The organism is Nitrosomonas sp. H1_AOB3 (assembly GCF_015709435.1).
Lineage (GTDB): Bacteria > Pseudomonadota > Gammaproteobacteria > Burkholderiales > Nitrosomonadaceae > Nitrosomonas > Nitrosomonas europaea.
This window is the reverse complement of record NZ_CP054389.1, coordinates 2533596-2560112: the sequence shown is the minus strand read 5'-3', so window position 1 is coordinate 2560112 and position 26517 is coordinate 2533596. Positions and strand designations below refer to the sequence as shown.

The 26517-nt window shown below is 48.2% G+C and carries 25 protein-coding genes and 1 pseudogene; 16 read left to right on the top strand and 10 right to left on the bottom strand.

Annotated features, from left to right (window positions below):
- The first annotated feature begins 2 nt into the window (after window positions 1-2).
- From HRU73_RS11965 to HRU73_RS11955, 3 genes are read left to right on the top strand one after another with little or no spacing between them, the layout of a single operon-like run.
- On the top strand, window positions 3-1562 hold the full coding sequence (locus HRU73_RS11965) for an ABC transporter permease (protein ID WP_276680042.1): 1560 nt from the start codon (window positions 3-5) through the stop codon (window positions 1560-1562).
- Between the two features lie 7 nt (window positions 1563-1569).
- The gene (locus HRU73_RS11960) at window positions 1570-2640 is read left to right on the top strand and encodes an ABC transporter ATP-binding protein (RefSeq protein WP_287398822.1); all 1071 of its coding nucleotides are present in this window, start codon (window positions 1570-1572) and stop codon (window positions 2638-2640) included.
- A 22-nt stretch (window positions 2641-2662) separates the two neighbouring features.
- Window positions 2663-2983, top strand: coding sequence for a heavy metal-binding domain-containing protein (locus HRU73_RS11955; RefSeq protein WP_011111641.1), 321 nt, complete (start codon window positions 2663-2665; stop codon window positions 2981-2983).
- Window positions 2984-3005: 22 nt separating this feature from the next.
- On the opposite strand, the gene mltB is transcribed toward HRU73_RS11955, so the two are convergent.
- Complete coding sequence (gene mltB, locus HRU73_RS11950; protein ID WP_287398821.1) at window positions 3006-3950, bottom strand: lytic murein transglycosylase B; 945 nt, start codon at window positions 3948-3950, stop codon at window positions 3006-3008.
- Window positions 3951-4632: 682 nt separating this feature from the next.
- On the opposite strand from mltB, the gene trxA reads away from it, so the two are divergent.
- From trxA to rpmE, 3 genes are all read left to right on the top strand, one after another.
- Window positions 4633-4959: a thioredoxin TrxA gene (gene trxA, locus HRU73_RS11945; RefSeq protein ID WP_011111643.1), complete on the top strand. Its 327-nt coding sequence runs from the start codon at window positions 4633-4635 to the stop codon at window positions 4957-4959.
- 222 nt (window positions 4960-5181) lie between these two features.
- Window positions 5182-6441, top strand: a complete 1260-nt coding sequence (gene rho, locus HRU73_RS11940; RefSeq protein ID WP_074723843.1) for a transcription termination factor Rho — start codon at window positions 5182-5184, stop codon at window positions 6439-6441.
- Between the two features lie 136 nt (window positions 6442-6577).
- Window positions 6578-6802 (top strand): 50S ribosomal protein L31, encoded by a 225-nt coding sequence (gene rpmE / locus HRU73_RS11935; protein WP_011111645.1) that lies wholly within the window; start codon window positions 6578-6580, stop codon window positions 6800-6802.
- A 285-nt stretch (window positions 6803-7087) separates the two neighbouring features.
- Here rpmE and HRU73_RS11930 read toward each other — a convergent pair whose 3' ends face one another.
- The 3 genes and pseudogenes from HRU73_RS11930 to HRU73_RS11920 all read right to left on the bottom strand — a co-directional run bounded on the left by HRU73_RS11930 (window position 7088) and on the right by HRU73_RS11920 (window position 8389).
- Window positions 7088-7318, bottom strand: coding sequence for a ribonuclease HepT family protein (locus HRU73_RS11930; protein ID WP_281870917.1), 231 nt, complete (start codon window positions 7316-7318; stop codon window positions 7088-7090).
- The gene (locus HRU73_RS11925; protein ID WP_281870916.1) at window positions 7315-7605 is read right to left on the bottom strand and encodes a nucleotidyltransferase family protein; all 291 of its coding nucleotides are present in this window, start codon (window positions 7603-7605) and stop codon (window positions 7315-7317) included. Before HRU73_RS11925 ends, HRU73_RS11930 begins: the two co-directional genes overlap by 4 nt.
- A 21-nt stretch (window positions 7606-7626) precedes the next feature.
- Window positions 7627-8389: pseudogene (locus HRU73_RS11920) on the bottom strand (IS5 family transposase).
- Between the two features lie 122 nt (window positions 8390-8511).
- Between HRU73_RS11920 and HRU73_RS11915 the strand changes: the two are divergent.
- Window positions 8512-9462: an IS481-like element ISNe2 family transposase gene (locus tag HRU73_RS11915; protein ID WP_287398820.1), complete on the top strand. Its 951-nt coding sequence runs from the start codon at window positions 8512-8514 to the stop codon at window positions 9460-9462.
- 32 nt (window positions 9463-9494) lie between these two features.
- Here HRU73_RS11915 and HRU73_RS11910 read toward each other — a convergent pair whose 3' ends face one another.
- From HRU73_RS11910 to pyrG, 6 genes are all read right to left on the bottom strand, one after another.
- A complete protein-coding gene (locus HRU73_RS11910; RefSeq protein WP_287398819.1) occupies window positions 9495-10061 on the bottom strand; it encodes an IS630 family transposase in 567 nt (188 codons plus the stop codon).
- Between the two features lies 1 nt (window position 10062).
- Window positions 10063-10440, bottom strand: a complete 378-nt coding sequence (locus HRU73_RS11905) for a winged helix-turn-helix domain-containing protein (RefSeq protein ID WP_287398788.1) — start codon at window positions 10438-10440, stop codon at window positions 10063-10065.
- A 629-nt stretch (window positions 10441-11069) separates the two neighbouring features.
- Complete coding sequence (locus HRU73_RS11900; RefSeq protein WP_281871774.1) at window positions 11070-11312, bottom strand: PP0621 family protein; 243 nt, start codon at window positions 11310-11312, stop codon at window positions 11070-11072.
- A gap of 71 nt (window positions 11313-11383) precedes the next feature.
- Complete coding sequence (gene ftsB / locus HRU73_RS11895; protein WP_276679588.1) at window positions 11384-11665, bottom strand: cell division protein FtsB; 282 nt, start codon at window positions 11663-11665, stop codon at window positions 11384-11386.
- The gene (gene eno, locus HRU73_RS11890; RefSeq protein WP_287398818.1) at window positions 11662-12948 is read right to left on the bottom strand and encodes a phosphopyruvate hydratase; all 1287 of its coding nucleotides are present in this window, start codon (window positions 12946-12948) and stop codon (window positions 11662-11664) included. Before eno ends, ftsB begins: the two co-directional genes overlap by 4 nt.
- A 441-nt stretch (window positions 12949-13389) precedes the next feature.
- On the bottom strand, window positions 13390-15084 hold the full coding sequence (gene pyrG, locus HRU73_RS11885; protein WP_287398817.1) for a CTP synthase: 1695 nt from the start codon (window positions 15082-15084) through the stop codon (window positions 13390-13392).
- A 183-nt stretch (window positions 15085-15267) separates the two neighbouring features.
- On the opposite strand from pyrG, the gene sdhC reads away from it, so the two are divergent.
- The 9 genes from sdhC (at window position 15268) to HRU73_RS11840 (ending at window position 26513) form a co-directional block, all read left to right on the top strand.
- Complete coding sequence (sdhC, locus tag HRU73_RS11880; RefSeq protein ID WP_281871772.1) at window positions 15268-15660, top strand: succinate dehydrogenase, cytochrome b556 subunit; 393 nt, start codon at window positions 15268-15270, stop codon at window positions 15658-15660.
- On the top strand, window positions 15654-16007 hold the full coding sequence (gene sdhD / locus HRU73_RS11875; RefSeq protein ID WP_281871771.1) for a succinate dehydrogenase, hydrophobic membrane anchor protein: 354 nt from the start codon (window positions 15654-15656) through the stop codon (window positions 16005-16007). Before sdhC ends, sdhD begins: the two co-directional genes overlap by 7 nt.
- Window position 16008: 1 nt before the next feature.
- Window positions 16009-17772 carry a succinate dehydrogenase flavoprotein subunit gene (gene sdhA / locus HRU73_RS11870; protein ID WP_276679581.1) on the top strand — a complete coding sequence of 588 codons (1764 nt, stop codon included), beginning with the start codon at window positions 16009-16011 and terminating at the stop codon, window positions 17770-17772.
- A gap of 99 nt (window positions 17773-17871) precedes the next feature.
- Entirely contained in the window at window positions 17872-18828 is a 957-nt protein-coding gene (locus HRU73_RS11865) for an ankyrin repeat domain-containing protein (protein ID WP_234989069.1), read from the top strand.
- 222 nt (window positions 18829-19050) lie between these two features.
- Complete coding sequence (locus tag HRU73_RS11860; protein WP_287398816.1) at window positions 19051-21354, top strand: DNA translocase FtsK; 2304 nt, start codon at window positions 19051-19053, stop codon at window positions 21352-21354.
- Between the two features lie 59 nt (window positions 21355-21413).
- Window positions 21414-22034 carry an outer membrane lipoprotein periplasmic chaperone LolA gene (gene lolA, locus HRU73_RS11855; RefSeq protein ID WP_287398815.1) on the top strand — a complete coding sequence of 207 codons (621 nt, stop codon included), beginning with the start codon at window positions 21414-21416 and terminating at the stop codon, window positions 22032-22034.
- Complete coding sequence (locus tag HRU73_RS11850) at window positions 22027-23346, top strand: replication-associated recombination protein A (RefSeq protein ID WP_287398814.1); 1320 nt, start codon at window positions 22027-22029, stop codon at window positions 23344-23346. Before lolA ends, HRU73_RS11850 begins: the two co-directional genes overlap by 8 nt.
- Window positions 23347-23478: 132 nt before the next feature.
- A complete protein-coding gene (locus HRU73_RS11845; protein ID WP_011111659.1) occupies window positions 23479-24978 on the top strand; it encodes an MBOAT family O-acyltransferase in 1500 nt (499 codons plus the stop codon).
- Window positions 24979-24989: 11 nt separating this feature from the next.
- On the top strand, window positions 24990-26513 hold the full coding sequence (locus HRU73_RS11840) for an alginate O-acetyltransferase AlgX-related protein (RefSeq protein ID WP_143023765.1): 1524 nt from the start codon (window positions 24990-24992) through the stop codon (window positions 26511-26513).
- Window positions 26514-26517: the final 4 nt, after the last annotated feature.

Genomic DNA, 26517 nt, shown 5'->3' with positions numbered 1-26517 from the left:
GTGTGGTGCTTGTACCGGTATGCGTGGTATTTGCCTCATTTCTCTCGCCGGATGATGAGATCTGGCAACATCTGATCTCTACCACGCTACCGAGTCTGCTGACGAACACCCTATGGCTTTCACTGGGGGTCATAGTGGGAACCTCTCTCCTGGGAGTCAGTCTCGCCTGGTTTACTTCGGTTTACAGGTTTCCCGGGTATCGTTTTTTTTCCTGGGCATTATTCCTGCCACTGGCAATTCCTGCCTATGTAATCGCCTTTGTAGCGCTGGGTACGTTTGACTATACCGGGCCGGTACAAACCAGTTTGCGTCATTGGTTCAACTCTGATCTGCTCTGGTTTCCCGATATACGTAGCGGGCCGGGTGTGGCAATCGTAATGACACTCGCTTTTTACCCCTATGTCTATTTGCTCTCACGCGATGCCTTTCTGACACAGGGAAAACGTTTGCTGGAAGTTGCCCAATCTCTGGGCTTCACTCGTCAGCAAGGTTTTTTCAGAGTAGTACTGCCGATGGCACGTCCCTGGATCGTTGCCGGCATCATGCTGGCTCTGATGGAAACGCTGGCTGATTTTGGTACAGTCTCCATTTTCAACTACGATACATTCACCACCGCGATTTATAAAACCTGGTTCGGCATGTTTTCCCTGTCAACTGCTTCGCAGCTTGCTTCACTGCTTATTCTGATCGTACTTGTCATCATCATGACAGAACAACGGTTCCGCCTGCGGATGCGTTTTTCTGAAAGCAGGAAAAGTGCACGGGTTGAACGTATTCCGCTCACCGGCTGGCAGGCAATGGCAGTAACCGGTTTTGCCGGTACAGTACTGTTTTTTGCTTTTGCATTACCCGTTATACAGTTGAGTATATGGGCCATGGATGCGCTGACCATCGGCCTGGATCAGCGTTATCTCGAGTTCGCCTGGCATTCTATTCTGCTTTCGGTACTGGCTGCCTTGATAACCTGTCTGGTAGCGGCCATGCTGGCATATGCCGCACGCCTCCATTCAGATGGTTATACGCGTTTTGCCATTCGTCTCGCCACAGTTGGCTATGCTTTACCGGGTGCAGTACTGGCAGTGGGAATATTCATTCCGATGGCGTGGCTGGATAATCTGCTGAGTGACTGGATCGAAAATATTTCCGGGGTTGAAACCGGATTACTGATCCAGGGAACGCTCACGGTCATGCTGGTTGCGTATATGACCCGTTTTCTCGCAGTCAGTTACTTTCCTCTGGAAAGCGCGCTGCAGCGCGTAACACGCAGCATCGACGAGGCTGCCGCCGGTTTTGGTGTTACCGGCTGGTCAATGTTGAGAATGATCTATTTTCCAATGTTGAAAAGCAGCCTGTTTACGGCAGCAACACTGGTATTCGTGGATGTCATGAAGGAAATGCCCATTACGCTGATGACCCGGCCTTTCGACTGGGATACCCTGGCGGTGCGCATTTTCTCATTAACCTCTGAAGGACAATGGGATCAGGCGGCATTGCCTGCATTGACACTGATTCTGACCGGACTGATTCCAATCATTCTTCTGATACGCCATTCCGAAACCTGACTCAAAAATGAGTACATTGCTGGAACTTGACAGAATCAGCCACGCCTATGGCGCACAGGTTATCGTGAATGAACTGTCATTCGAGCTGGAAAAAGGCGAGATCGGTTGCCTGCTTGGTCCAAGCGGTTGCGGCAAAACGACTGTTTTGCGCTGTATCGCCGGGTTCGAGCCGATTGTATCCGGTGAAATACGGTTGAATGAAATTTCTGTCAGCCGTGCCGGATTCGTTCTGCCACCCGAGCAACGGCGGGTAGGTATGGTATTTCAGGAATATGCGCTGTTCCCGCACCTGACTGTAACCGCCAATGTCGGGTTTGGTCTGCACCGCAGCACCAAAGCAGAACGGGCTCATCGGGTTGCCGAATTGCTGCAGATCACCGGTTTGATGGAAGTAGCCAATCGTTACCCGCATGAATTATCTGGCGGTCAGCAGCAGCGTGTGGCATTGGTGCGGGCACTGGCCCCCTATCCTGACCTGATATTGCTGGATGAACCGTTCTCCAATCTCGATGTAAGTTTGCGTGAGTACCTGGGCCAGGAAATACGCGAGCTGCTCAAGAAACTGAACATTACTGCGATTCTGGTTACGCACGACCAAGCGGAGGCTTTTGCCGTTGCAGACAAAATAGGTGTGATGCATGCTGGAAAAATGATGCAGTGGGGCAACGCACATGCGCTCTACCATTGTCCCGAAAATCGTTTCATCGCGGATTTCATCGGGCAGGGCACACTGATTCCTGGAAAAGTCACACACTCCGATAAAGTGGAAACCGAGTTGGGTACCCTGGCCGGAAACATTTATCACCCGGGCCATTCATCCCGTGAAATTGCGGGCAGCCAAGTGGATGTACTGATACGCCCTGATGATGTTATTCATGATAACGATAGTTCGCTGCGGGCTGTCGTAGTACACAAAGCGTTCCGCGGTGCACAATTTCTTTATACGTTACGCCTTGCCAGCGGACAGAGTGTGCTGTCACTGATTTCCAGCCACTACGATCATGCCATTGGTGAGAAAATTGGCATCAGGCCACAAACTGACCATATTGTGGTATTTGACCGGGTTAACAGTCAGTAACGAAATTTCAGTGAGGAAAAACATGCTGCTTACCACGACCCCTGTCATAGAAGGCAAACGCATCACACATTATTACGGCATCGTCGCCGGCGAAGCTGTCCTGGGTGCGAATGTCTTGAAAGATCTTTTTGCGGGCATTCGTGATTTTGTCGGCGGACGTTCAGGAACTTATGAAAAAGAACTGCAGCATGCCCGTGAAATCGCCCTGGAAGAGCTACAGGAGAATGCTCACAGGCTGGGTGCCAATGCAGTAATCGGAATCGATATCGATTATGAAGTGCTTGGCAAGGAAAATGGCATGCTGATGGTGTCAGTAAGTGGAACAGCTGTTTTTGTCGAGTAATCGAATCGATACACCCATACTGTTACCGGTCAGCCGAATAGGATGATCTGGCAGTATGGATCGCTCTAGCCAACTCAAAAACAGACATGGCGTAGAAGGTACTGCGGTTATAGCGCGTGATCACATAAAAATTTTTGAATCCCAACCATAACTGACGCTTGCCCTGGCTGTTCAATTCCAGCAAGGCAGAGAGGGTATCATCTGCAACAGGATCAAGTGGAGTGATACCGGCCTGGCGCAGTTTCCAGACGGAATGTAACGGTTCGATATCTGTGTCCAGGAATTCCTGCAGATTCTGTGATCCGGCTCGTGCGCGAATAGCAACCGGTTTGCCCGCCTCCCATCCGTATTCCTTCAGATAATTGCCTATACTGCCTATTGCATCGACGGCACTCCTGGAAAGATCGATCTTTCCATCATTGTTGAAGTCGACTGCGTAGCGCCGGTAGCTTCCGGGCATAAACTGAGGGACACCAATTGCGCCGGCGTAAGAGCCTTTGATGTCCAGCAAACCAAATTTCTGTTCCCTGGCCAGCAATAAATAGTTTTCCAGCTCTTCCCGAAAATAATCTGCTCTTCTGGGAAAATCAAAGGCGAGTGTCGTCAGTGCATCCATGACGCGATAATTTCCGGTCGATGAACCATAGGAAGTCTCAATACCGATAATCGCCACGATGATTTCTTCAGGTACGCCGTAAATTTTCCTTGCACGCTCCAGATCAGCGGCATATTTGTTCCAGAAATCGACTCCGCCTTTGATACGCTGCATGTTGACGAATCGCTTCCGATATTCATCCCAGGAAATTGCTGAAGCCGGGGTGGAAATCAGTTTGAGAATCTCCGGCCGGAAATTCGTTTGAATAAAAGCATCTTCCAGTTCATGCGCATCATATCCATGACGGCTCACCATATCTGTTACAAAACTTCTGATTTCCAGACGCAAACCAGAAACAGGTTGTTCCGCCATGCACGAAGTATGATGTATGACCAAAGATGTCAAAATAAATAAAGTCAGGCGGTTACGAGAATGCCCAAAAGTGTTGTGCTTGATAGGATTCGTTACAGCAGGTCGCAGAAACATCGGATAAACCCGGCAGAAATCCTGCTTAATCCATAGAATAAGCCTGTACAGATACCTTAAGATATTAGGGCATCTACTTTGATCGAACAGAGAAAAGTATTTCATTGATGGAAGCCTGAAATCAGATAGTTGTATTAATTTAAGTATCCGATAATAAAGAATAAATCAGTAATCTACCGTATTACTATGTCAGTTTCAAAATCAGCTTTTACTGATATTCCGGGACATCTTTGATAAAGATCCGTAGAATCTCCAAAAAATATTGCCGGATTTATTGATTCAAACGTTATTGTAAGTATAATAAATAAAATAGGTCTTCTCGTTTTGTCTCATGGTCGTGGTAAAGGCGGTATTGTTGGAAATAAAGGCAACAGTGCTGTGTAGTTTACTTTAATCACCCGCCTGATCTTTCAGTAGTATACAAACATAGAATCATTCCCGTGTTTAGGTTGCCTCCAGCAGCTCATCTAAGCAGGTGGTTCGAATTCTGTTAATGGCCCCAGGTGCGATAGGTTTTGGCTGTCACCAGGCGTCCATTTTGCTCCAACAAACATTAAAAGAGGATTTCATGAGCCAACACATTCATTATGTTACGGATGCAAGTTTTGAATCAGAAGTGTTGCAATGTCCTGTCCCGGTACTTGTTGATTACTGGGCAGAATGGTGTGGGCCATGCAGGATGATTGCACCTCTTCTGGATGAGATTGCCAGTGAGTATGGTGACCGCCTCAAGATAGCCAAACTCAACATAGATGAAAACCAGTCGACTCCTCAGAAGTACGGTATTCGCGGAATTCCCACCCTGATGATATTCAAGAATGGAAATATCGAGGCGACCAAGGTTGGAGCTTTATCAAAATCACAGTTGACAGCATTTGTCGACAGTCATTTATAAGAAATTCTCTGGATCTAAACACTGATATAAGCCGAATGAATCACAAACAATCTTCGTTCGGCTCATTCTGTTTTGTCAGGACGCGTTATAACATGTTACCAGTCGCGATCTTCGTTATCCCGACATCGTGTAAATCAGCAGTCATTTTATAAATCGCATAGCCCGTCCTGAAACACCCTCTTCATTTACCCGCACTTTTTTTGATCTTCAAGAGTCACTTTCATGCGTTTATCCGACTTAAAAAGCATTCATGTTTCCGAATTGGTAAAAATGGCCGTCGCCAACGATATCGAGGGTGCCAACCGAATGCGCAAGCAGGATCTGGTTTTTGCACTCCTGAAGAATCAGGCACGTAAAGGCGAAAGTATATTCGGAGAGGGCACACTGGAAATTCTGCAAGATGGTTTCGGGTTTTTACGTTCCCCCGATACCTCCTATCTTGCCGGTCCGGATGATATCTATATTTCTCCCAGCCAGATCCGGCGATTCAACCTGCATACTGGTGATTCAGTAGACGGTGAAATACGCCCTCCCAAGGAAGGAGAGCGTTATTTTGCCCTGGTCAAGATAGATAAGGTCAATAATGAACCACCTGAAAATTCCAAGCGCAAGATACTGTTTGAAAATCTGACACCTCTTTTTCCGACCGAACGCCTGACACTGGAACGAGACATCAAATCTGAAGAAAACATTACCGGCCGAATCATTGATTTGATCGCGCCTATCGGCAAAGGTCAGCGCGGGTTGCTGGTCGCCAGCCCAAAATCCGGAAAAACGGTGATGCTTCAGCATATTGCACATTCCATTGCGGCCAACCACCCGGATGTCGTATTAATGGTGCTGCTGATCGATGAACGCCCGGAGGAAGTAACAGAAATGGTACGTTCCGTGAAAGGGGAAGTCATATCGTCTACTTTCGACGAGTCGGCTGCTCGCCACGTTCAGGTAGCAGACATGGTCATTGAAAAGGCAAAACGACTGGTGGAACACAAAAAAGATGTCGTCATTCTGCTCGATTCGATTACTCGCCTTGCTCGTGCCTATAACACGATCGTACCCGCATCGGGCAAGGTACTGACCGGCGGTGTGGATGCCAATGCCCTGCAACGCCCCAAGCGCTTCTTTGGTGCTGCCCGTAATATTGAGGAAGGAGGATCACTTACCATCATCGCCACCGCTCTGGTAGATACCGGTTCGCGCATGGATGATGTGATCTACGAAGAATTCAAGGGAACCGGCAACATGGAAATTCATCTCGATCGTCGCATGGCAGAAAAACGTATTTATCCTGCCATCAATGTGAACCGATCGGGAACCCGTCGTGAAGAACTGCTGATCCCCTCCGAAATTCTGCAAAAAATATGGATTCTTCGTAAATTGCTTTATCCAATGGATGAAATGGATGCAATGTCATTTCTGCTGGATAAAATCAAGGCTACAAAAAATAATGCTGACTTTTTCGATTCCATGCGGCGTGTGTAATGATGGAAAGCATATCGTAGCCTCCGACCAAACCGTTTAATTTGGCCAACACAGAGTCGGGTTGCAGCCACACATATCTTAAGTGATAATAGCTGCCCTTTTATTTAGTATTTAGCTTTGGAGATAAGGACATCAAATGAAGGAAGGTATTCATCCGGAGTATCACGAGATCACCGTAACATGCAGTTGCGGCAATGAGTTCAAAACCCGCTCCGTTTTGAGCAAACCTCTGCATATCGAAGTATGCTCATCCTGTCATCCGTTTTATACAGGTAAACAGAAAATTGTGGATACCGCAGGAAGGGTGGAGAAATTCAACCAAAAATATGGCAGACATCTCCAGAAACAAGCCCAGACTTAATTCTGTCACAGCAGGCACTTATTATGCCTGTGAATCCTTTCAGTACGTCCCGGGCACAACAACACGATGTAATGATTTCCATCGTCGCGGGTTCAGGGGGGAGCAGAAGAGTTTCCGTATACACTCATCCAGCCCCCATCATCTTGCAAACCTTACGTAGCAATCCAGCAAGTCCGTGATGACCAGATGCCGAGAATCCGGGACTGTTTTCTTACTGGTTTAATCAACTATTCCGCTCAAGCATATCCTTGATGCAGTTTTCCAGTCGGGGCAAATGATGTGCCACTACTGCGGCAACGGTTTTTGCATCGATATCGCCAAGGTAGTTATGCACCAGAATTGCTGTTTGAGTTCGACAGGCAACAATTGTGTCGCTTCCGACAATGTCTGCAGATTTCGTAATGCCGCATCATAAAGAATATCATCTTGCGTTATATCGCCTCGCGCCTCAATACACCGCACTTTGGCAATCGTATCCAGAATATGGCGAGCATAAGGTTGCCAGGATTTACTCACAAATCTATTGCTTCGCTTAACACCTGCTGGCGAATATGCCGGTTCAACTCATGTTCCAGTATCACCTCCACTTTGCGATCCAGCAGCTTCGACAACGCTTCAGCAAGCAGTAAGCGCTGAGCGAACAAATCATAGCCATGTGGGAAATCTACCAGAAAATCCACATCGCTTTTCGGCAGCTCCTCGCCCCGTGCCACGGAACCAAATACCCCGATCCAGCAGGCACCATACCGGCGTGCTGTCTCGGTGATTACTGTTTTCCGTTGGTAAAGCTGCTCAAGTAACATATTGTTTCTTATATAGTGTAGTCACAAGATATCAGCCCAGAGGGCGATACATCTAATTTGCACGACAGCAAGGAAAGAAGAGGTGTTTTTGGCGTATCTTGTAGCGATGCCACGCCATCTTTTGAGATGAAGAAAAGCATTTTCGACGAGATGCCTCAGCTTATACAGTTATTTATCGTAAGGTCTTTGTATTTTTCGATTCTTTTTTGGCGGGATAACAGCTTCCATTCCCTGTTTTTCCGCCTGTTCAACAATGGCATTACTGTCATAGCCACGATCTGCCAGCAGATGATCTGCATCAATCCCTTCGATCAGGCGGCCAGCCTGCGTGCAATCAGCAGTGGTACCTTGTGTAACAAGGATTCTGACCGGCATACCATGCGCATCCACGGCCAGATGTATCTTGGTGTTGAGCCCCCTTTGTCCGATTCATATCCTGATTACCTCCTCTGGCTCCACTGGCGTGTGGATGAACTTTACAGTGACTGGCATCCATTATCAGCCATTCATAATCTGGATCATCAATCAGGATTTCCATCAATTTTTCCCAGATACCTTTGTCACGCCAGCGAATGAAACGGCGATGAGTATTGCTCCAACCCCCGTAGTCCGGCGGTAAATCCCTCCATGGGGCTCCTGTCCGTATAATCCAGAAAACAGCATTGATAAACTGACGATTATCTGTGGCTACCCCTCCCCATGCCCCTTCTCGGCCTGGTAAATGCCCCTCAAGTAGCGACCATATCCTATCTGAAATATCATGCCTGCGATGTGAATGTGTCATGCGAGTCCCTTTAATTTCTTAAAAGGATCTCATATTTCTTATCTCATGACTACACTATCTAGGTGTTTAGTCCCACTTTGTGATGGTGTATTGTATGATTTGCTACCGACACAGGAGGAATTATGGGACAGATATTACACGGGAGCGCCCGCACGACAGCGGCGGTGCGTCGAGCGATACAACATAGTCAAGAGAGCCTGATCACATTGGCAGAGCGCTACGCCATCAACCCCAAGACGGTGGCGAAATGGAAGAAACGCAACTTTACGCATGATGCCAGGATGGGTCCGAAAGAACCGCGTTCCACGGTTCTGACACTAGAACAGGAAGCCGCTTGTGTAGCCTTTCGCAAACACACGCTGCTGCCGTTGGATGACTGCCTTTACGCCTTGCAAAGCAGCATTCCCACCCTGACCCGATCATCACTGCATCGCCTGTTCCAGCGCCACAACATCAGCCGCTTACCGGAGGTGGAAGGCGAGAAACCTGCCAGAAAAAAGTTCGCCCAATATCCCATCGGCTATTTCCATATCGACATTGCCGAAGTACGGACAGAAGAAGGCAAACTGTATCTATTCGTCGCCATCGACCGAACCAGCAAGTTCGCTTATGCTGAATTACTGCCCAAGTACGGCAAGATGGAAGCAGCGCAGTTCCTGCGCAATCTCATCGCCGCCGTACCCTATAAAATCCATACTATCCTCACAGACAACGGCATCCAGTTCACCCACCGCAAAACAGACAGGCATGCTTTCTTGCATATCTTCGACCGTGTCTGCCTGGAAAATGGTACGGAACATCGCCTGACCCAGCCAAATCACCCCTGGACCAATGGTCAAGTCGAACGCATGAACCGCACCCTCAAGGAAGCAACCGTCAAACGCTATCATTATGAAAATCATCAACAGTTGCGAGAGCATCTTTACAGCTTCCTGAATGCCTACAACTTCGCCAGGCGACTCAAAACCTTACGAGGACTCACACCTTACGAATACATCATCAAATGCTGGCAAAACGAACCTGAACGTTTTATCATCAATCCATACCATCACAAAGTGGGACTAAACATCTAGGAGCCTCTGAAAAACGTTATAGCTTTTCTCGTTTAGTTAGACACATAGCCGGAGTTGGCGAAGTAGTTGCGGCATTCCTGGGGCCGGATGGTTTCAATGATGCGCCCGATGGCGGTCCAGAGAGCATCAAAGGATCGTTCGGCGGCTTTACGCAGGAGGGTTTTGATTTTGGAGAAGACCTGTTCAATGGGGTTGAGGTCGGGAGAATAAGGTGGCAGATAAAGGATTTCTGCACCTTTGTCCTTGATCATGTCCCGGACGCCGGTAACCTTGTGGCTGCTCAGGTTGTCGCAGATGACGATATCACCTGGCTTGAGTGCAGGGCAAAGCTGGGTTTCCACATAAGCCAGGAAAGCTGCGCCGTTCATGGGAGCATCCAGACACCACGGCGCAAGCAGACCATCAAGATGCAGTCCGGCAACGAAAGTCATGGTTTTCCAGTGACCGCCGGGAGCATGGTCATAGCATCGCTCTCCCACAGGGCAGCGGCCATGCCGCCTCGTCATGTCTGTGCTTGCTCCCGTTTCATCAAGAAAGATCAGGCGCGCGCAGTCGCAGGTCTTTTGCCAGTCCTGCCAGACGAGCTTTGCCGCTGCCACGTCAGCACGTTCTTGTTCGCTGGCCCGCAGTGTTTTTTTTATAACTGTATCCCAGCGAGCGGATAAACCGATCAACCGAGGAAACGTGAACACGAACCCCCAAAACCTCTTCAATCCAATCGCGTAACTGCGCAAGCGTTATGCCCTTGTCCTCCAGAAGCTTGCCTCTGACCTCAGCAGTATGGGCTTCCAGCGCATGACGCCGATAGCCCCCGATCCTGCGCGGGGAAACGCTCCCTTCCTGTTTCCACAGGCAGGTTATCTTCGATACAAATGACGGGCTGACTGAATATTTATCAGCAACAGCCCTGATACTCAGACCTTTGTCCGTGTCCGCTACAACTCGGCGGCGCAAATCCTCTGAATAAGCTTTCGGCATCTCTCACCTCCATCCCTATCCTCTCTTATTTTAACTCACAGGGGAATCCCCACGATTCCAACTAGAAGAAAAACGCTCTAGTGAGGCAGTCAGTTCAAGGTAAAAGCCGGCGACGTAAGCAAAGCGCAGCGAACAGCCATGAGATTGGCCCGCAGGGCAAAGCGCTAGAGCGGTTTTGGTACAAATATAAACAAATCGCTACTTTTTCATGTAGAAAAATGGGTGCTACTGAGAAAGTAGGTGTAAACACTTGATATAAAAATGCTCTAGCGCCGAGTAAAAAGTGGAGTTTATGCATTTTGAGTCGACTTCTAACGCAAAAATGGCAACACAGGTAGTTTCTCAGAAACTCCCTTATGTTTTATATATTCCAAGCTGTTCAGTTCTGCCTTGCACTGCATCCCTTGATTAAGACCTTGAACAGGTTCTCAGGAATGTATCAACACCCGATATGGCTGGCAAACGTCTAACTCAAGACAAATATATTACAAAATAGTAAATTTTGTGGTGTATGGTCAAGTCGGAAACGAGTAAGTTTCCAGCACGGATACGCAGGCGGGAATACCGTTTATTAACGGTACGTGACATAAATGATAGACGATTATCAACCAGGAATCCTGAAGCAGGTCTCATTTATCGTCGGGTCGGGATTGTGAATATAACTGCCGGTGCTTTACGCAGCAGAAGTATTGGCCACGTTCAACGATGCTTTCACTTTTTGGTAAATGCACATCACAATAGGCACAACGGACCATATCCTCGATTACTTTCCGGGTGGTATCAGGTGACTTTCTCTGTATTTTCCGGAATTGCTTAAAAAACCAAAAAACCAGGAAAACCAGCGTGATCAGTAGTATCCACTTGATTACCATATCCCTCCGCTTGCTGCATTTACCCGGAAAGAATCTGCGAAATGCGTCATATCATGACACACAGCACAGTGCTATTTATTTTCATATTCCACTACGCGAAAAAACAGCTCATTCTTGCGTATCATTCCCAGCTCACTCCTCGCAAGCTCCTCGATCGCATCGAACCCTTTTTTCAGATTATTGACTTCCGCTTCCAGAACAGTATTCCTGTTCTGAAGGCGCTGGTTGGCCTCCTGCAATGCAGCAATCTGTTCATGCATTTCCAGGATTGCCAGCCAGCTTCCCTTGCCGAACCACAACGGGTATTGCGCCAGCCCGATCAGGAGAACCAGCAGTCCGGCTACGGTTTTCATGGCTTCAACTGGTAGAATGCCGATCTTCCGGCATATTGCGCCATCTCGCCCAGATCTTCCTCGATACGCAACAATTGGTTGTACTTGGCCAGTCGATCCGAACGCGAGAGTGAACCTGTTTTGATCTGCAAGGCATTGGTGGCAACTGCTATGTCAGCAATGGTCGTATCCTCAGTTTCGCCGGAACGATGGGAAACTATGGCGGTATAGCCCGCACACTTTGCCATTTCGATTGCGTTCAGTGTCTCGGTAAGTGTACCAATCTGATTGATCTTGATCAGAATGGAATTGGCAATATTGCGACTGATACCCTCTTTAAGAATTCGGGTATTGGTGACAAACACATCATCACCAACCAGCTGAACTGTTTTACCCAGCCTTTCCGTCAACAGTCCCCAGCCCTCCCAATCTTGTTCACTCATGCCATCTTCGATACTGATGATCGGATATTTCTCCACCCAGGTGGCAAGATAATCTACAAACTGAGCCGAGGTAAGACTGAGTCCGTCTACATCGAGATGATATTTTCCCTCCCGGAAAAATTCGGAACTGGCGCAATCCACTCCGATCGCCACCTCGGAGCCGGGTTGATAACCTGCTTCATCTATGGCCTGCACGATCAGAGCCAGTGCCTCTTCGTTGCGAGCAAAGCTGGGAGCAAACCCGCCTTCATCACCCACTGTCGTGGGCAGATTTCTTTTGTTGAGCAACGTTCTGAGTGTGCTGAATACCTCTGCGCCACAACGCACGGCCTCACGCAGGTTTGGCAAGCCCAGCGGTATAATCATGAATTCCTGCATATCCAGACGGTTGTTTGCGTGCACGCCGCCATTAACCAGATTCATCATCGGTACAGGCAACCACTTGGCATTGATTCCTCCCAGATAGCGATAAAGGGGGAGACCGGATTCTTCTGCTGCTGCTTTGGCCACTGCAAGCGAAACGGCGAGTATGGCATTGGCACCCAATCTGGATTTGTTTTCACTGCCGTCAAGCTCGATCAGGGTCTTATCAATGAAACACTGCTCCATGGCATCCAGCCCCATGATCGTTTCAGAAATTTCACCATTGACGCTTTCAACTGCCTTCAATACCCCTTTTCCATAGTAGCGCTGTGCATCTCCATCGCGCAGCTCAACGGCTTCGCGTGTGCCGACAGATGCGCCAGATGGCACTGAAGCGCGCCCAAGCACGCCCGATTCCAGCAATACATCGGCTTCTATGGTTGGGTTACCACGAGAGTCGATAATTTCACGGGCGATTACATCTACGATTGCACTCATGCTGCTTTCCTTGTGTTATTTGGGGTGATGGAAAAAAAACTGTAAAACCTGCTGACTGACCGTACTGCTGCTCTATGATCACTTCACTTATCAGATACTTTTATTATGTACGCTTCACAGTTATCGAAAATTTCACAAAATAGCGAAATAACTGTGTTTATTTAACTCATCCTGCTTTTACCAGAGATGGGCTGTCTCATTCGATCGAGGAATAAAGCTGATCGGTTGATACTGACCCTCTGCCAGAAACGATATGGTGCACCTAAGAAACCTCTGAAAAACTACCTGCGTTGCCATTTCTGCGTTAAAAATAGGCTTAAAATGCTCATTTATTACGTATAAACTCCGCTTTTTCGCAGATTTTTGCCTTGAACTGACTGCCTCGTCGACGTCTTTCATAGGTTTCCTAAACATCTGCATAAAAACCATTCCTTTCGACAATCAGTTCGAGCTGTCTGTTGTAACACTTTCCTGTACATTGCGACTGTGCAACTTTGTACGATCGGACTGACCGGCAAAGCTGATAGCGGCCTGTATGTAGCTTTTGAAGAGAGGATGACCATTTCGGGGAGTGGAGGTAAACTCCGGATGGAATTGGCAAGCGACGAACCACGGATGTTCAGATTGAGGCAGCTCAATCATCTCACAGAGATCACCTTCAGCAGATAAACCGCTTATATGCATACCGGCCTGTTCCAGTTGAGGAATAAACTCGGCGTTGACTTCATAACGGTGCCGGTGGCGCTCGATGACCTTGTCCGCCCCATAGATTTTGTGTGCCAGGGTATGTGGTTTCAGCAAGCACTCCTGCCCTCCCAGCCGCATGGTCCCTCCCAGATCCGTCTGAGCGGAGCGTTTCTCGACACGACCGCAGCGATCACGCCATTCAGTAATCAGCCCCAAAACCGGGTAAGGTGTATCCGGATCGAATTCCGTGCTGTGCGCGTTTTCAAGTTGCAGACGATTACGGGAAAATTCAATGACTGCGAGTTGCATTCCCAGGCATATACCGAGATAAGGGATGCGATGGCTACGGGCATAGCTGATTGCCATGATTTTACCTTCCACCCCACGTTTGCCAAATCCCCCGGGTACCAGAATGGCATCCATGTTTATCAGGCAGCCAGTTCCATGCTGCTCGATATTTTCTGAATCGATATAGTGGATATTGATTTTGCAGCATGTGTGAATACCGGCATGGATCAATGCCTCTGACAGCGATTTGTAAGATTCCGTCAGATCGACGTATTTCCCTACCAGCGCGATGGAAACTTCATGTTCGGGGTGTTCGAGCGCGTGAACCAGTTTTTTCCAGACTGTCAGATTGGCCGGCCTGGCCAGGATATCCAGCCTGTGGCACACGATTTCATCCAGCATTTGTTCATGTAACAACGCCGGGATTTTGTAGATATTGTCTACATCGATCGCAGAAATGACAGATTCTTCACGAACGTTGGTAAATAATGCGATCTTTCGCCGCTCTTCCAACGGAAGCGGACGATCGGAACGACAAAGCAGTACATCCGGCTGAATACCGATTTCACGAAGTTCCTTGACCGAATGTTGAGTAGGTTTGGTTTTCAGCTCGCCAGCCGAGCTGATGTAAGGCAACAGTGTCAAATGGATGAAACAGGTATCATGATGAGGAAGCTGGACTGACATTTGCCGGATTGCTTCCAGAAACGGCAAGGATTCGATATCACCCACCGTACCGCCGATTTCCACGATTGCAACTTGTGCATCGGAAACGCCATTACGGATGAACAGCTTGATTTCATCAGTAATATGCGGAATCACCTGTACAGTTCCCCCCAGATAATCCCCGCGACGCTCCTTGCGAATTACACTTTCATAAATCTGCCCGGTGGTGAAATTGTTTTGCCGGGTCATTTTGGTGCTGATGAAACGCTCATAATGACCCAGATCCAGGTCAGTTTCAGCACCATCGTCTGTTACGAACACTTCACCATGCTGAAACGGATTCATGGTCCCCGGATCGACATTGATATAAGGATCCAGTTTGAGTATGGTTACCCTGATGCCACGTGTTTCCAACAATGCTGCCAGAGAGGCCGCAGCAATCCCCTTACCCAGGGAAGATACTACGCCGCCAGTCACAAAGACAAATTTAGTCATGGGGGGCTATATTAACGTAATTGATATATCGAAACAATGTAGACACCGGCGTACTGGCAAAGAATGATCGCTTAGTGGCAGGTCAAGTTGTCTGCCGGCATAGAACGGATTAAACTAGAAAATTGAAGTGACTGTTGGGTTATCCACCCATCGATAAACTTATCCGGTCTGATTGGTTATTTTATGGAAGCGCGGTATCCGGCGAAACGACGCCCTAAATATCTGAATCTGCTGAAAATCAGGCAACCTCTCCCTGCTATCGTTTCCATCCTGCATCGCATCAGCGGTGTGCTACTTTTTCTTCCAGGAATCCCGTTATTCCTCTACGGGCTGCAAATACTGCTGCAATCCCCTGAAACCTTCGCCAGCCTGCAGTCCAATCTGGCCCATCCGTTATGTAAACTGTTTTTGCTGCTGGCAACATGGTTTTTTATACATCATCTGCTTGCCGGTATCCGTCATTTAATGCTCGACCTGCATTACGGCATGCAATTGGAGCAGGCTCGCCTGAGCAGCAAACTGGTACTGGTTTTCGGCGCAATTTTAACAGCACTGACAGGAATATGGTTATGGTAAAACCGGTTCATCGTGTCGTAACCGGAGCGCATTACGGTCTGAAAGACTGGTTGGTGCAGCGTATCACTGCTGTTCTGATGGCAGCCTATACCGGGTTGCTGATCATACTCATAACAGTTTATCAACCGGAAAGCCATGAAGAGTTCAAAGCATTATTCTCCATTCAGTGGATGAAAATTGCTTCGTTACTTTTTTTTGCCAGTTTATGCTGGCATGCTTGGGTAGGTGTACGTAATGTCCTGATGGATTATGTCCATCCGATGCCTGTCCGCCTGACACTGCAAATAACATGTATCGTTGCATTACTGGGTTACCTGATATGGTTCCTGGATATTCTGTGGGGCTGACGTGAAAGTTAAGCAAAGGAAATTTGATGTAGTCATCGTCGGTGCAGGCGGGGCAGGTATGCGTGCTGCACTGCAGTTGTCCGAAGCCGGGTTCAAGGTTGCCGTTCTATCCAAAGTATTTCCCACCCGCTCACATACCGTAGCGGCACAGGGAGGGATTGCAGCCTCGCTGGGTAATGTAACCGAAGATGACTGGCGCTGGCATATGTATGATACCGTCAAGGGTTCGGACTACCTTGGCGATCAGGATGCAATCGAATTCATGTGCCGCCATGCTGCTGAAGTCGTGTATGAACTGGAGCATTTCGGCATGCCATTCGACCGGCTGGAAAACGGCAAGATTTATCAACGTCCGTTTGGCGGGCAATCCCTGAATTTTGGCGGAGAGCAGGCCAGTCGTTCCTGCGCTGTCGCCGATCGTACTGGCCATGCGATGCTGCATACCCTGTATCAGCGTAATGTCAGTGCCAATACCCAGTTTTTTGTGGAATGGCTGGGACTCGACCTGATTCGTGATCATGAAGGTGAAGTACTGGGGATCACCGCCCTGGAAATGGAAACCGGTGAAATCATGATTCTGCAGGCGCGTGCAACACTATTGGCAACAGGCGGTGCCGGTCGTATTTTTGAAGCGAGTACCAACGCTTTCATCAATACGGGCGATGGCCTGGGTATGGTTGCGCGTGCAGGTATTCCGCTGGAAGACATGGAATTCTGGCAGTTTCATCCGACAGGCGTGTATGGTGCTGGCATACTCATCAGCGAAGCAGTGCGGGGAGAAGGAGGTTATCTGGTAAATGCTGAAGGCGAACGTTTCATGGAACGTTATGCACCCCATGCCAGAGATCTCGCCAGCCGTGATGTCGTCTCCCGTGCCTTGATCACGGAGATCAGGCAAGGGCGGGGATGCGGACCGAAAGAAGATCACCTGCTGCTGAAGCTGGATCATCTGAGTGCAGAAACGATTACGTCGAAACTGCCCGGCATCCGGGAAATCGCGCTCAAGTTTGCGCATGTCGATCCCCTCGTAGATCCCATTCCGGTTGTCCCGACTGCCCATTACATGATGGGTGGCATTCCTGCCAATTATCACGGGCAGGTGGTCGCGCCTTATAAGACCAGTCCCGACGAAGTCGTACCGGGGCTTTACGCCGTTGGAGAATGCGCCTGTGTCTCTGTGCATGGCGCCAATCGCCTTGGCACAAATTCACTGCTGGATATCGTCGTATTCGGACGTGCTGCCGGTAACCAGATCATCGAGGATCTGACCAGAAACAATCACCACAAACCACTGCCACCGGATGCAGCCGAACAGACGCTGACACGGCTTGACCGCCTGGAAACCCAGAAGGATGGAGAAAATGTTGCTGCAACCAGCGAAGCTTTACGTAAAACCATGCAGACACATTGCGGCGTCTTCCGCTTTCCGGATGTGCTGAAAGAAGGGGTGGAAAAAATTGGCGAAGTTGCTGAACGGGTCAGGCATACTGAAATTTGCGACAAAAGCAGAGTATTCAATACCGCTAGAGTCGAAGCGCTGGAACTGGACAATCTGATTGAAGTGGCAATCGCCACCATGATTGCAGCAGAAGCACGCCATGAAAGCCGGGGGGCACATACTCGCGACGATTTTCCCGAACGGGACGATCAGAAATGGCTCAGGCATTCCCTGTTTTTCAGCAAAGACCAGCGCCTGGATTACAAGCCCGTACGTCTGAAACCACTGACCGTGGAATCATTCCCTCCCAAAGCGAGAACCTATTGAGCAATCCGGTATCTGGCGCAGCTCTTGGATTTATCCATCGATGAAACGAAACTCTGATTTCTTATAAAACTTTATTTTTAAATGAAACTAACGGAAAACATGTCATTCCCTGTCCGATTGAAACAATCCTGCCTGGCAGGTGTTACCGCTTTATTTTTTCTGCTGCAAATCCCGTTCGCTCATGCTGATGCCGACAAGGATGCAGATTTTCTCAAGGCTGCTTTGACGGGGGATACCTCGGGAGTAGAGAACATGCTGAATGAAGGGATCCAAACGGATCTGCAGTCCCCTGAAGGTTTTACTGCTTTATCGGTAGCAGCACAAACCGGCCACAAGGAAGTCGTCAAGCTGCTGCTGAATCGAAAAGCTACCGTCGATCTGGCGAATGTCCAGGGGGGGACGCCTTTGCTGCTGGCCAGTAAAAACGGCCATCAGGAAATTGTCGATTTGCTGCTGGCAAAGGGAGCAAATCCGAACCTGCAGGATAAAAATGGACTGGCACCCCTCATGCTAGCTGCGGCTAAAGGTAATACCGGTATAGTCAGGTCATTGCTTGAACATCAGGCCCAGCCGGATCTGCAGAACAATGCCAAGGCCACAGCCTTACACATGGCAGCAACGAACGACTATGCTGATATCATCGATATGCTGCTGGCAAAAGGTGCCAGCGTCGATCTGCAGGATGCCAATGGTGCTTCTGCACTGATTCTGGCATCCCTGTCCGGCCATTTGTCGATCGTCCGGAAATTACTGGCACATGGCGCTCAGCCGGATCTGAAAGCCACCAACGATTTTACCGCACTGATTCTGTCAGCACAGAATGGCCAGAATCCGGTTATCGAAGTACTGCTGGAAAAAGGGGTTCACATCGATTTTCAAAACAAGGATGGGATGACTGCGCTCATGTCAGCGGTATTGAACGAAAATATCGATACAGTCAAATTGCTGCTGGAAAAAGGGGCTGACACCAAGCTCAAAAATACTAGTGGTAAAACCGCGCTGGATATTGCCAAGCTTCCTGCCATCATTGAATTACTCAAAGCCGCAAAAAGTTGAATTTGCAACTTTCCCGGAATCGAAAAGAAACCTGCTCCGGTTTCCGGGATCAGGTGAAATACCGGGAAATGACAAAATAAAAGCATCACCTACACTGGCGCCGCTGTCGAAACATTCAGCAAATCGTTTTCACAGTGGCGTGATTCTTTTTTCCGCGCGTAAAATGAAAAATATGGCGACATTCTATGCACCAGCCATTATTTTGAAGCTGAAGATGTACACATGAGTTTTGCCGATAAACCCATGGCGAAGAAAGTCGCCAGTAATCCCCTTCCTCCCAGAACCAGCCGATTATTGCGTGAAGCGGTTTCCCTGGTTCTGAGCGGAATAGCGCTGTATCTTGCACTGATTCTGATCAGCTTCGATCGTACCGATCCAGGCTGGTCGCATAGTGGAACGTTACGGCAGGTCAGCAATGCGGGAGGTAGTGCAGGAGCGTGGCTGGCAGATCTGATGCTGTATTTTTTCGGCATCTCAGCATGGTGGTGGGTCGTATTTTTCTTTGCAACCGTTTGGTGGGGCTATCGCCGCATCGATATTGCCAGCGTATTCGACCCGCGTGTACTCATGCTGTCTTTTACCGGGTTTATCACTTTGCTGGTGGCCAGCAGCGGAATCGAAGCACTGCGTTTTCATACACTGCGCATCTCACTTCCGCTTGCACCCGGTGGCCTGCTGGGTGAGATACTCAGCAAACAACTCTCCTCTCTGCTCGGTTTTACCGGCGCAACACTGGCCATGGTCATTATTTTCGCCATCGGATTCAGCTTGTTCTCCGGATTATCCTGGGTACGTCTGTCTGAAAAAATCGGGGGGGGCATCGAGGAAATCTGTTTCGCTGTCAGGGATATATGCATGGGGTGGCTGAATCGTCGCAATGGCACAATACCATCCTCTGAACGGGAAGTTCGTATTGAAGAAATCGGAAAGCAACCTTTTCCACTGGTTCCGCTGCATATCGAAATGCCCGAAACCACCCCTCCCAGATCCACGCGCAGCAACAGAGAAAAACAGACACCACAGTTTTCCAATTCGCCTGACGGGATTATTCCCCCTCTTCATTTGCTGGATGAACCGCAGAATAATGTCGAAATGTTGTCCAGCGATACACTGGAATTTACTTCCCGGCTGATCGAACGCAAACTGCTGGAATTTGGAGTGGAAGTGAAGGTCGTGGCAGCCTATCCCGGGCCTGTCATCACCCGTTATGAAATCGAGCCCGCGGTTGGCGTCAAAGGTAATCAGATCGTCAACCTGGTCAGGGATCTGGCCCGTGCTTTGACAGTCGCCAGTATCCGTGTAGTGGAAACGATACCGGGTAAAACGGTAATGGGGCTGGAAATTCCCAATCCGAATCGCCAGACTGTTCGCCTGCATGAAATTCTTGCATCCGGAGTGTATGCGAATCATCCCTCTCCCCTGACAATCGCGCTCGGCAAGGATATCAGCGGCCGCCCCGTAGTATCCGATCTTGCCAAAATGCCGCATGCCCTGGTTGCCGGCACGACCGGTTCCGGTAAGTCCGTGGCAATCAACGCCATCATTCTGAGCCTGGTCTACAAAGCATCTCCAGATAATGTTCGCCTGATTCTGATCGATCCGAAAATGCTGGAATTATCGGTCTATGATGGCATTCCCCATTTACTGACCCCCGTCGTCACCGACATGCGCGATGCCGCCAGTGCCCTCAACTGGTGCGTAGCGGAAATGGAGCGACGCTACAAGCTGATGTCGGCACTGGGTGTACGCAATCTGGCTGGCTATAATCAGAAAGTACGCGAAGCGGCAAAAAATGAAGAGCCCTTGACCAACCCGCTCAATCCGGTGCCCGGCTCTCCTGAATTGCTGGAGGAAATGCCGCTGATTGTAGTAGTGATCGATGAACTGGCCGATCTGATGATGATCGTGGGCAAGAAAGTCGAGAAACTGATTGCACGGCTTGCCCAGAAAGCGCGGGCTGCCGGTATTCATCTGCTGCTTGCCACACAACGTCCGTCGGTGGATGTGATTACCGGGCTGATCAAAGCCAATATTCCGACACGGATCGCCTTCCAGGTTTCCAGCAAGATCGATTCACGTACAATTCTCGATCAGATGGGTGCGGAAGCCCTGCTTGGTCAGGGTGACATGCTGTATCTCCCGCCTGGCAGCGGCTATCCCCAGCGTGTACATGGTGCATTCGTGGCGGATCACGAAGTTCATAAAGTGGTGGAATATCTCAAACAGCATGGTGAAGCACATTACATCGAGGAAATACTTCAGGCGGGTGAAGAAGGCGCCCTGTCTGATGAAAATGGTGGTGAATCCGGCAAACCTGCTGGCGGAGAATCAGATCCACTCTATGATGAAGCAGTCAGCATTGTGATCAAATCCCGCCGTGCCTCGATTTCGCTGGTACAGCGCCAGTTACGTATCGGCTATAACCGCGCTGCCCGGCTGATCGAAGAAATGGAACGCGCCGGTCTCGTTTCCAGTATGCAAAGCAATGGCAACCGGGAAGTATTGACTCCCGACCGGAACGAATGAACCGTATCCGGCTTTATGCCGCTCGTACCCGATCAATCAACTCAATCAGATAATTCATCATGACCCGTTTACTGTTCGTTCTCGTGTTGTCAGTCTGCCTGTTACCTGTACCGGTCAAGGCAAGTGCCGTTAAAAGTCTTAAAACCTTTGTCAATAAGGCACTGACTTTCCAGGCCAATTTTTCCCAAACGTTGCTGGATAAGAACTTCCAGGTCGTCAGAAAAGCCAGTGGCAGCATGATGTTCGAACGCCCTGGCAAATTCCGCTGGACATACGATCAGCCTTATCAACAGCTGATCGTCGGCGATGGTAAACAGGTATGGTTTTATGATCAGGATCTTGCCCAGGTCACGGTACATCGGCTCGATCAGGCTTTGGGCAGCACTCCGGCAGCGCTGCTCGCAGGGGGCAATACCATTGAACGCGACTTTAACCTGCAGGAAATCGACGTACAGGGAGAAACAGAATGGCTGGAAGCGATTCCCAAGAATCAGGAAAACTCGTTTGAGCTGATCCGGCTGGGATTTTCAAAAACAGGCATTTTACGTGAGATGGTTTTGCGCGACAGCTTCGATCAGGTAACGTGGCTGATTTTTTCCGAAATCGAACAAAACCCGACACTCACACCCGATCTGTTCCAGTTTACGCCACCGGAAGGAGTGGATGTGATTCGTGACTGATTCTCCTCATACGATCCGGAATCCGGCTGCTCCGCTGGCAGAACGTTTACGCCCGCGGACGCTGGATGATGTCGTCGGCCAATCTCACCTGCTGGGCCCGGGCAAACCTTTACGGCTGGCCTTCGAGTCCGGCAAACCCCATTCCATGATTCTCTGGGGGCCGCCGGGCAGTGGCAAGACCACACTGGCACGGCTCATGGCACATGCATTCGATGCCGAATTCATCGCTATTTCCGCCGTATTGTCGGGCGTGAAGGATATCCGGGAAGCAATCGAGCGTGCCCAGATTACACTGCAGCGCACGGGCAGGGCGACACTGCTGTTCGTAGATGAAGTCCACCGTTTCAACAAGGCACAACAGGATGCCTTTCTGCCTCATGTGGAACAGGGATTGATCACCTTTATTGGCGCCACTACCGAAAATCCTTCATTTGAAGTCAACGGTGCGCTGCTGTCCCGCGCTCAGGTATATGCACTGAAAGCCCTGACTGATCAGGAGCTGCATCAGTTGTTCGAGCGTGCCCGCAACATTGCGATGCCGGATTTGGAATTTGAAAATACTGCCATTGAATTACTGATCGGATTTGCAGACGGAGATGCACGTCGCCTGCTGAATCTGCTGGAACAGGTGCAAAATGCTGCCGAAACCGAAGAAATCATAAAGATCGATGCCGATTATTTGAGCAGAGTGCTGGCACGTAACGTGCGCCGGTTTGACAAAGGTGGCGATGCCTTTTATGACCAGATTTCAGCTCTGCACAAATCCATTCGCGGCTCTTCTCCCGATGCAGCTCTTTACTGGCTGTGCCGCATGCTCGATGGCGGCGCCGACCCACGTTACATTGGCAGAAGACTGGTTCGCACCGCTACTGAGGATATCGGGCTGGCCGATCCACGTGCACTGACACTCGCGCTGAATGCCTGTGAGGTATTTGAACGGCTGGGCAGCCCTGAAGGCGAACTGGCACTGGCCCAAGCTACGCTTTATCTGGCCTGCGCACCGAAAAGCAATGCTGCCTATGTTGCCTACAAACAGGCACGAGCCTTCATAAAGGAAGATATCTCCCGTCCGGTCCCTATCCATCTGCGCAATGCACCCACCAGACTGATGCGCGAAATGGGGCATGGTGCCGCTTATCGTTACGCGCATGACGAATCGGAATCCTACGCTGCCGGGGAAAATTATTTTCCGGATAACATCCTTGCCGTTCAGTTCTACCGACCTACCACCCACGGCCTGGAAGCCAAAATAGGGGAGAAACTTGCCTATTTACGCTCACTTGACGAGAAAACAGGAAAAAAACGGAACTGACACAACAGTATTTCCAGAAGATCTGTAGTAAACCTATTTGTTCAATCCCTGATGATGGTGAGAGTGAAAATATGACGTGCCTCTTTTCATAAATTATAAAATAGCTCCATTTTTTGATCAGCTTGACCACAAATGATTTTTAGCTCATGGCAATTTATTCTTGTTTTTTTGCCGTTTTCTTTTTTCGTCTATTTCTGGCTTAATTACAAGCGCTTGGTTATTGCCGGAAAAGTCTGGTTAGTTGTTGCGAGCCTGTTTTTCTATGCTTATTGGAATATTAAGTATTTACCTTTAATTCTGGTATCGATTTTTCTAAATTTTGCGATCGGGACAGGTCTTGCTCAAGCGCATGAGCAATCTCTACATCGGGAGCAAAAAATACGCCATAGGATCAATAGGAAAGTTGTGCTTGCTACGGGAATAACTGCCAACCTCCTATTACTTGGGTATTACAAATATACTGATTTCTTGCTTGGTAACGTTAATTTAATTTTTGGAACAGATTTAGAGCTGCCACAAATCACTCTTCCTTTAGCGATTAGCTTCTTTACATTTACGCAAATTGTTTATTTGGTAGATAGTTATAAAGGTGAGACAGCCGAGTATGATTTGCTGAATTACTCACTATTTGTAACCTTTTTCCCACATCTTATCGCCGGGCCAATTGTCCATCACCGGCAAATCATGCCGCAATTTTCTTCACAGTGGACTTTAATACGTAGATATTCGAATATTTTGAAAGGTTTATTCATTTTTTCAATTGGACTTTTCAAAAAGGTTGTTATTGCAGATAGCTTTGCTATCTGGGCGACTGCAGGGTTTGATGGTGGTCAGCCACTCGATTTTTTTACTGCATGGGCAACGAGCTTATCCTACACTTTCCAGCTTTATTTTGATTTTAGCGGGTATTGTGACATGGCGATTGGCGCCTCGTTACTATTCAATATATGGCTGCCGATAAACTTTAATTCTCCTTATAAAGCCTTAGATATACAGGATTTCTGGCGACGTTGGCATATTACACTCAGTAATTTTCTTCGAGATTATCTATATATTCCTTTGGGTGGAAATCGATGCGGGAAATATCGCACTTATCTTAATATTTTCATTACATTCGTTCTGGGAGGTTTATGGCACGGTGCGACCTGGATGTTTGTAATATGGGGTGCTATGCATGGTTGTGCTCTTGTTATTCATCGATTCTGGAAACTACTTAAATATCCATTACATTCCGCTCTGGCGTGGATTTTGACTTTTACATTTGTAAATGTTGCTTGGGTATTTTTTCGTGCCAAGACTTTAGATGATGCATTTCGTGTACTGCGTGGAATGGTTGATTTTTCTTCCGTGTTAGGCCATACCGCAGTTGTAATTCCAGTAGCAGACTTGGCTTGGGGAGGTTGGTTATCTGACATTTTATTGAAGTTTATGCCCGCAAGCTTTATCGGACAATTTCCCATTTATCTGGCAATCTTCGCCACATTCATGCTGATTCCTCAAAAGAATTCGGTGGAAATGGTGAGCGAAACCATTGGAATGAGGGAGCTTGCTTTTAGTATTGTTCTTTCTGTAACAGCGATGTACTTCATGCTGGCCGCGACTAGCTCGGTATTTCTTTACTTCAATTTTTGATTGTACGGATCGTGAAACGTAATACATTTATTTTTTTGTCTGTAGTTTTATTAAGTCTTCTGGCTGTTCCCGCAACCAACATTTTTACTGCCCCAAGTCGCGAAACCATCAAATGGGGAGAGAAATCCTTCCTGTATAACATGGATTTCATATCAAGATGGGCAGCACTACTTCTTTATCCGGTTGGTATAAGTACAGATTCAAATCAAGTAATAATTGGTCGCGATGATTGGCTTTTCTTGGGAGATCTATATGAAGAAACTCGAACAATAGATCGCCGTCCTCCATCTGCAGCAGACTATGTTTCCGGTCAGGAAATCGGAAGCGCTATAGAATCTTGGAACAGATATCTTTCGAGTAAAGGGGTAAAACTTTTTAGAATTATGATCGGCCCCAATAAAGGGACTATTTATCCTGAGAATTTGCCAATTTGGGCCAAGCCATCCATACCTAATGCTACTGATGCCTTACTTGTCGGAGCAAATACAATTCATTATGTTGACTTTAGAAGTATTTTATTGAAGAGCAAAGCAAGCCACTCCGTGGCTTTATATTATAAGACGGATACACACTGGAATGCTTTGGGGGCAGGAATTGCTTTTCAGGCCTTTGCGCAGCAGGTGGGTAAGGTTGTTCCAGAGATTCAATGGCCGCCACAAAAAATCTATAAACTCAATCGAGTTGATTCTCGTGTTGGAGGCGATTTGGCAAATTTTCTCAGGCTTACAACTTATCTTCCTGATTTAGAGCCTGTAACTTACATATCAAGTTTAGCAGTGGAAACTACGCAATTGGACTATGACACTGGGTTTATACTTCGACAAGGAGGAAACCCCCAAGTTAATGCCCCAAATAAGCCGCTTCTGGTTCAATCTTGTGGTGCTCTTAATCAGAAAAAGGTACTTTGGCTAAGAGATTCTTTTGGTACTGTAATGTCGCCTTTTATGGCTGCAACATTTAGTGAAGTACTTCAATTGCATTGGGCTGAAGCGATGAAGCCGGGTGGAAAGTTTGTCCAGTTAGTCGAGGAATGGGAGCCAGACTATGTTTTTTTTACAGTGGTTGAACGTGCCTCAAGAAGTCCGTGGTTTGCCTCGTACCCTCCTCCAGTTCTTGTTCCGTTAGGAAGTAAATTTAAACCAATTCAGACTACGACAGCTGTTGGATTAAATCATTTATTACAGGGTACAACGACTAATGAGTTCCAGATTATTGGAAATGACCCTTTCTTTGATTTTACGGTATCAGAAATAATTAAGCCTAAAGAGGTAGATTATCTCAGTATTAGTTTGAGCTGTGCTGATGGGTCACAATCAGTGCCCTTACAGCTTTTCTGGCTGGTTGATAAGCAACCTTATTTTGATGAGGAACATAGTGCAAGGTTTTTATTTCGGACTGGAGAAAATTTAATTGATCTTCACACACTGCCAAAATGGGATTCTGCCAAGTCCATCACCAGAGTTCGAGTTGATATTGATACTCAGGACTCTTGTGTTCATTTTAAACTGGGCAACCCGATTTTTGGGGTGGAATGAGTTA

Coding starts and splice junctions, on each gene's coding strand:
- pyrG (WP_287398817.1), bottom strand. CDS start 15,084: ATGACTAAATTTGTCTTTGTGACTGGCGGCGTAGTATCTTCCCTGGGT.
- HRU73_RS11860 (WP_287398816.1), top strand. CDS start 19,051: ATGAGTTTTGCCGATAAACCCATGGCGAAGAAAGTCGCCAGTAATCCC.
- HRU73_RS11955 (WP_011111641.1), top strand. CDS start 2,663: ATGCTGCTTACCACGACCCCTGTCATAGAAGGCAAACGCATCACACAT.
- sdhC (WP_281871772.1), top strand. CDS start 15,268: ATGGAAGCGCGGTATCCGGCGAAACGACGCCCTAAATATCTGAATCTG.
- HRU73_RS11905 (WP_287398788.1), bottom strand. CDS start 10,440: ATGCCGAAAGCTTATTCAGAGGATTTGCGCCGCCGAGTTGTAGCGGAC.
- HRU73_RS11925 (WP_281870916.1), bottom strand. CDS start 7,605: ATGTTACTTGAGCAGCTTTACCAACGGAAAACAGTAATCACCGAGACA.
- HRU73_RS11865 (WP_234989069.1), top strand. CDS start 17,872: ATGTCATTCCCTGTCCGATTGAAACAATCCTGCCTGGCAGGTGTTACC.
- HRU73_RS11900 (WP_281871774.1), bottom strand. CDS start 11,312: ATGGTAATCAAGTGGATACTACTGATCACGCTGGTTTTCCTGGTTTTT.
- HRU73_RS11960 (WP_287398822.1), top strand. CDS start 1,570: ATGAGTACATTGCTGGAACTTGACAGAATCAGCCACGCCTATGGCGCA.
- mltB (WP_287398821.1), bottom strand. CDS start 3,950: ATGGCGGAACAACCTGTTTCTGGTTTGCGTCTGGAAATCAGAAGTTTT.
- eno (WP_287398818.1), bottom strand. CDS start 12,948: ATGAGTGCAATCGTAGATGTAATCGCCCGTGAAATTATCGACTCTCGT.
- lolA (WP_287398815.1), top strand. CDS start 21,414: ATGACCCGTTTACTGTTCGTTCTCGTGTTGTCAGTCTGCCTGTTACCT.
- rpmE (WP_011111645.1), top strand. CDS start 6,578: ATGAAGGAAGGTATTCATCCGGAGTATCACGAGATCACCGTAACATGC.
- HRU73_RS11915 (WP_287398820.1), top strand. CDS start 8,512: ATGGGACAGATATTACACGGGAGCGCCCGCACGACAGCGGCGGTGCGT.
- trxA (WP_011111643.1), top strand. CDS start 4,633: ATGAGCCAACACATTCATTATGTTACGGATGCAAGTTTTGAATCAGAA.
- ftsB (WP_276679588.1), bottom strand. CDS start 11,665: ATGAAAACCGTAGCCGGACTGCTGGTTCTCCTGATCGGGCTGGCGCAA.
- HRU73_RS11845 (WP_011111659.1), top strand. CDS start 23,479: ATGATTTTTAGCTCATGGCAATTTATTCTTGTTTTTTTGCCGTTTTCT.
- rho (WP_074723843.1), top strand. CDS start 5,182: ATGCGTTTATCCGACTTAAAAAGCATTCATGTTTCCGAATTGGTAAAA.
- sdhD (WP_281871771.1), top strand. CDS start 15,654: ATGGTAAAACCGGTTCATCGTGTCGTAACCGGAGCGCATTACGGTCTG.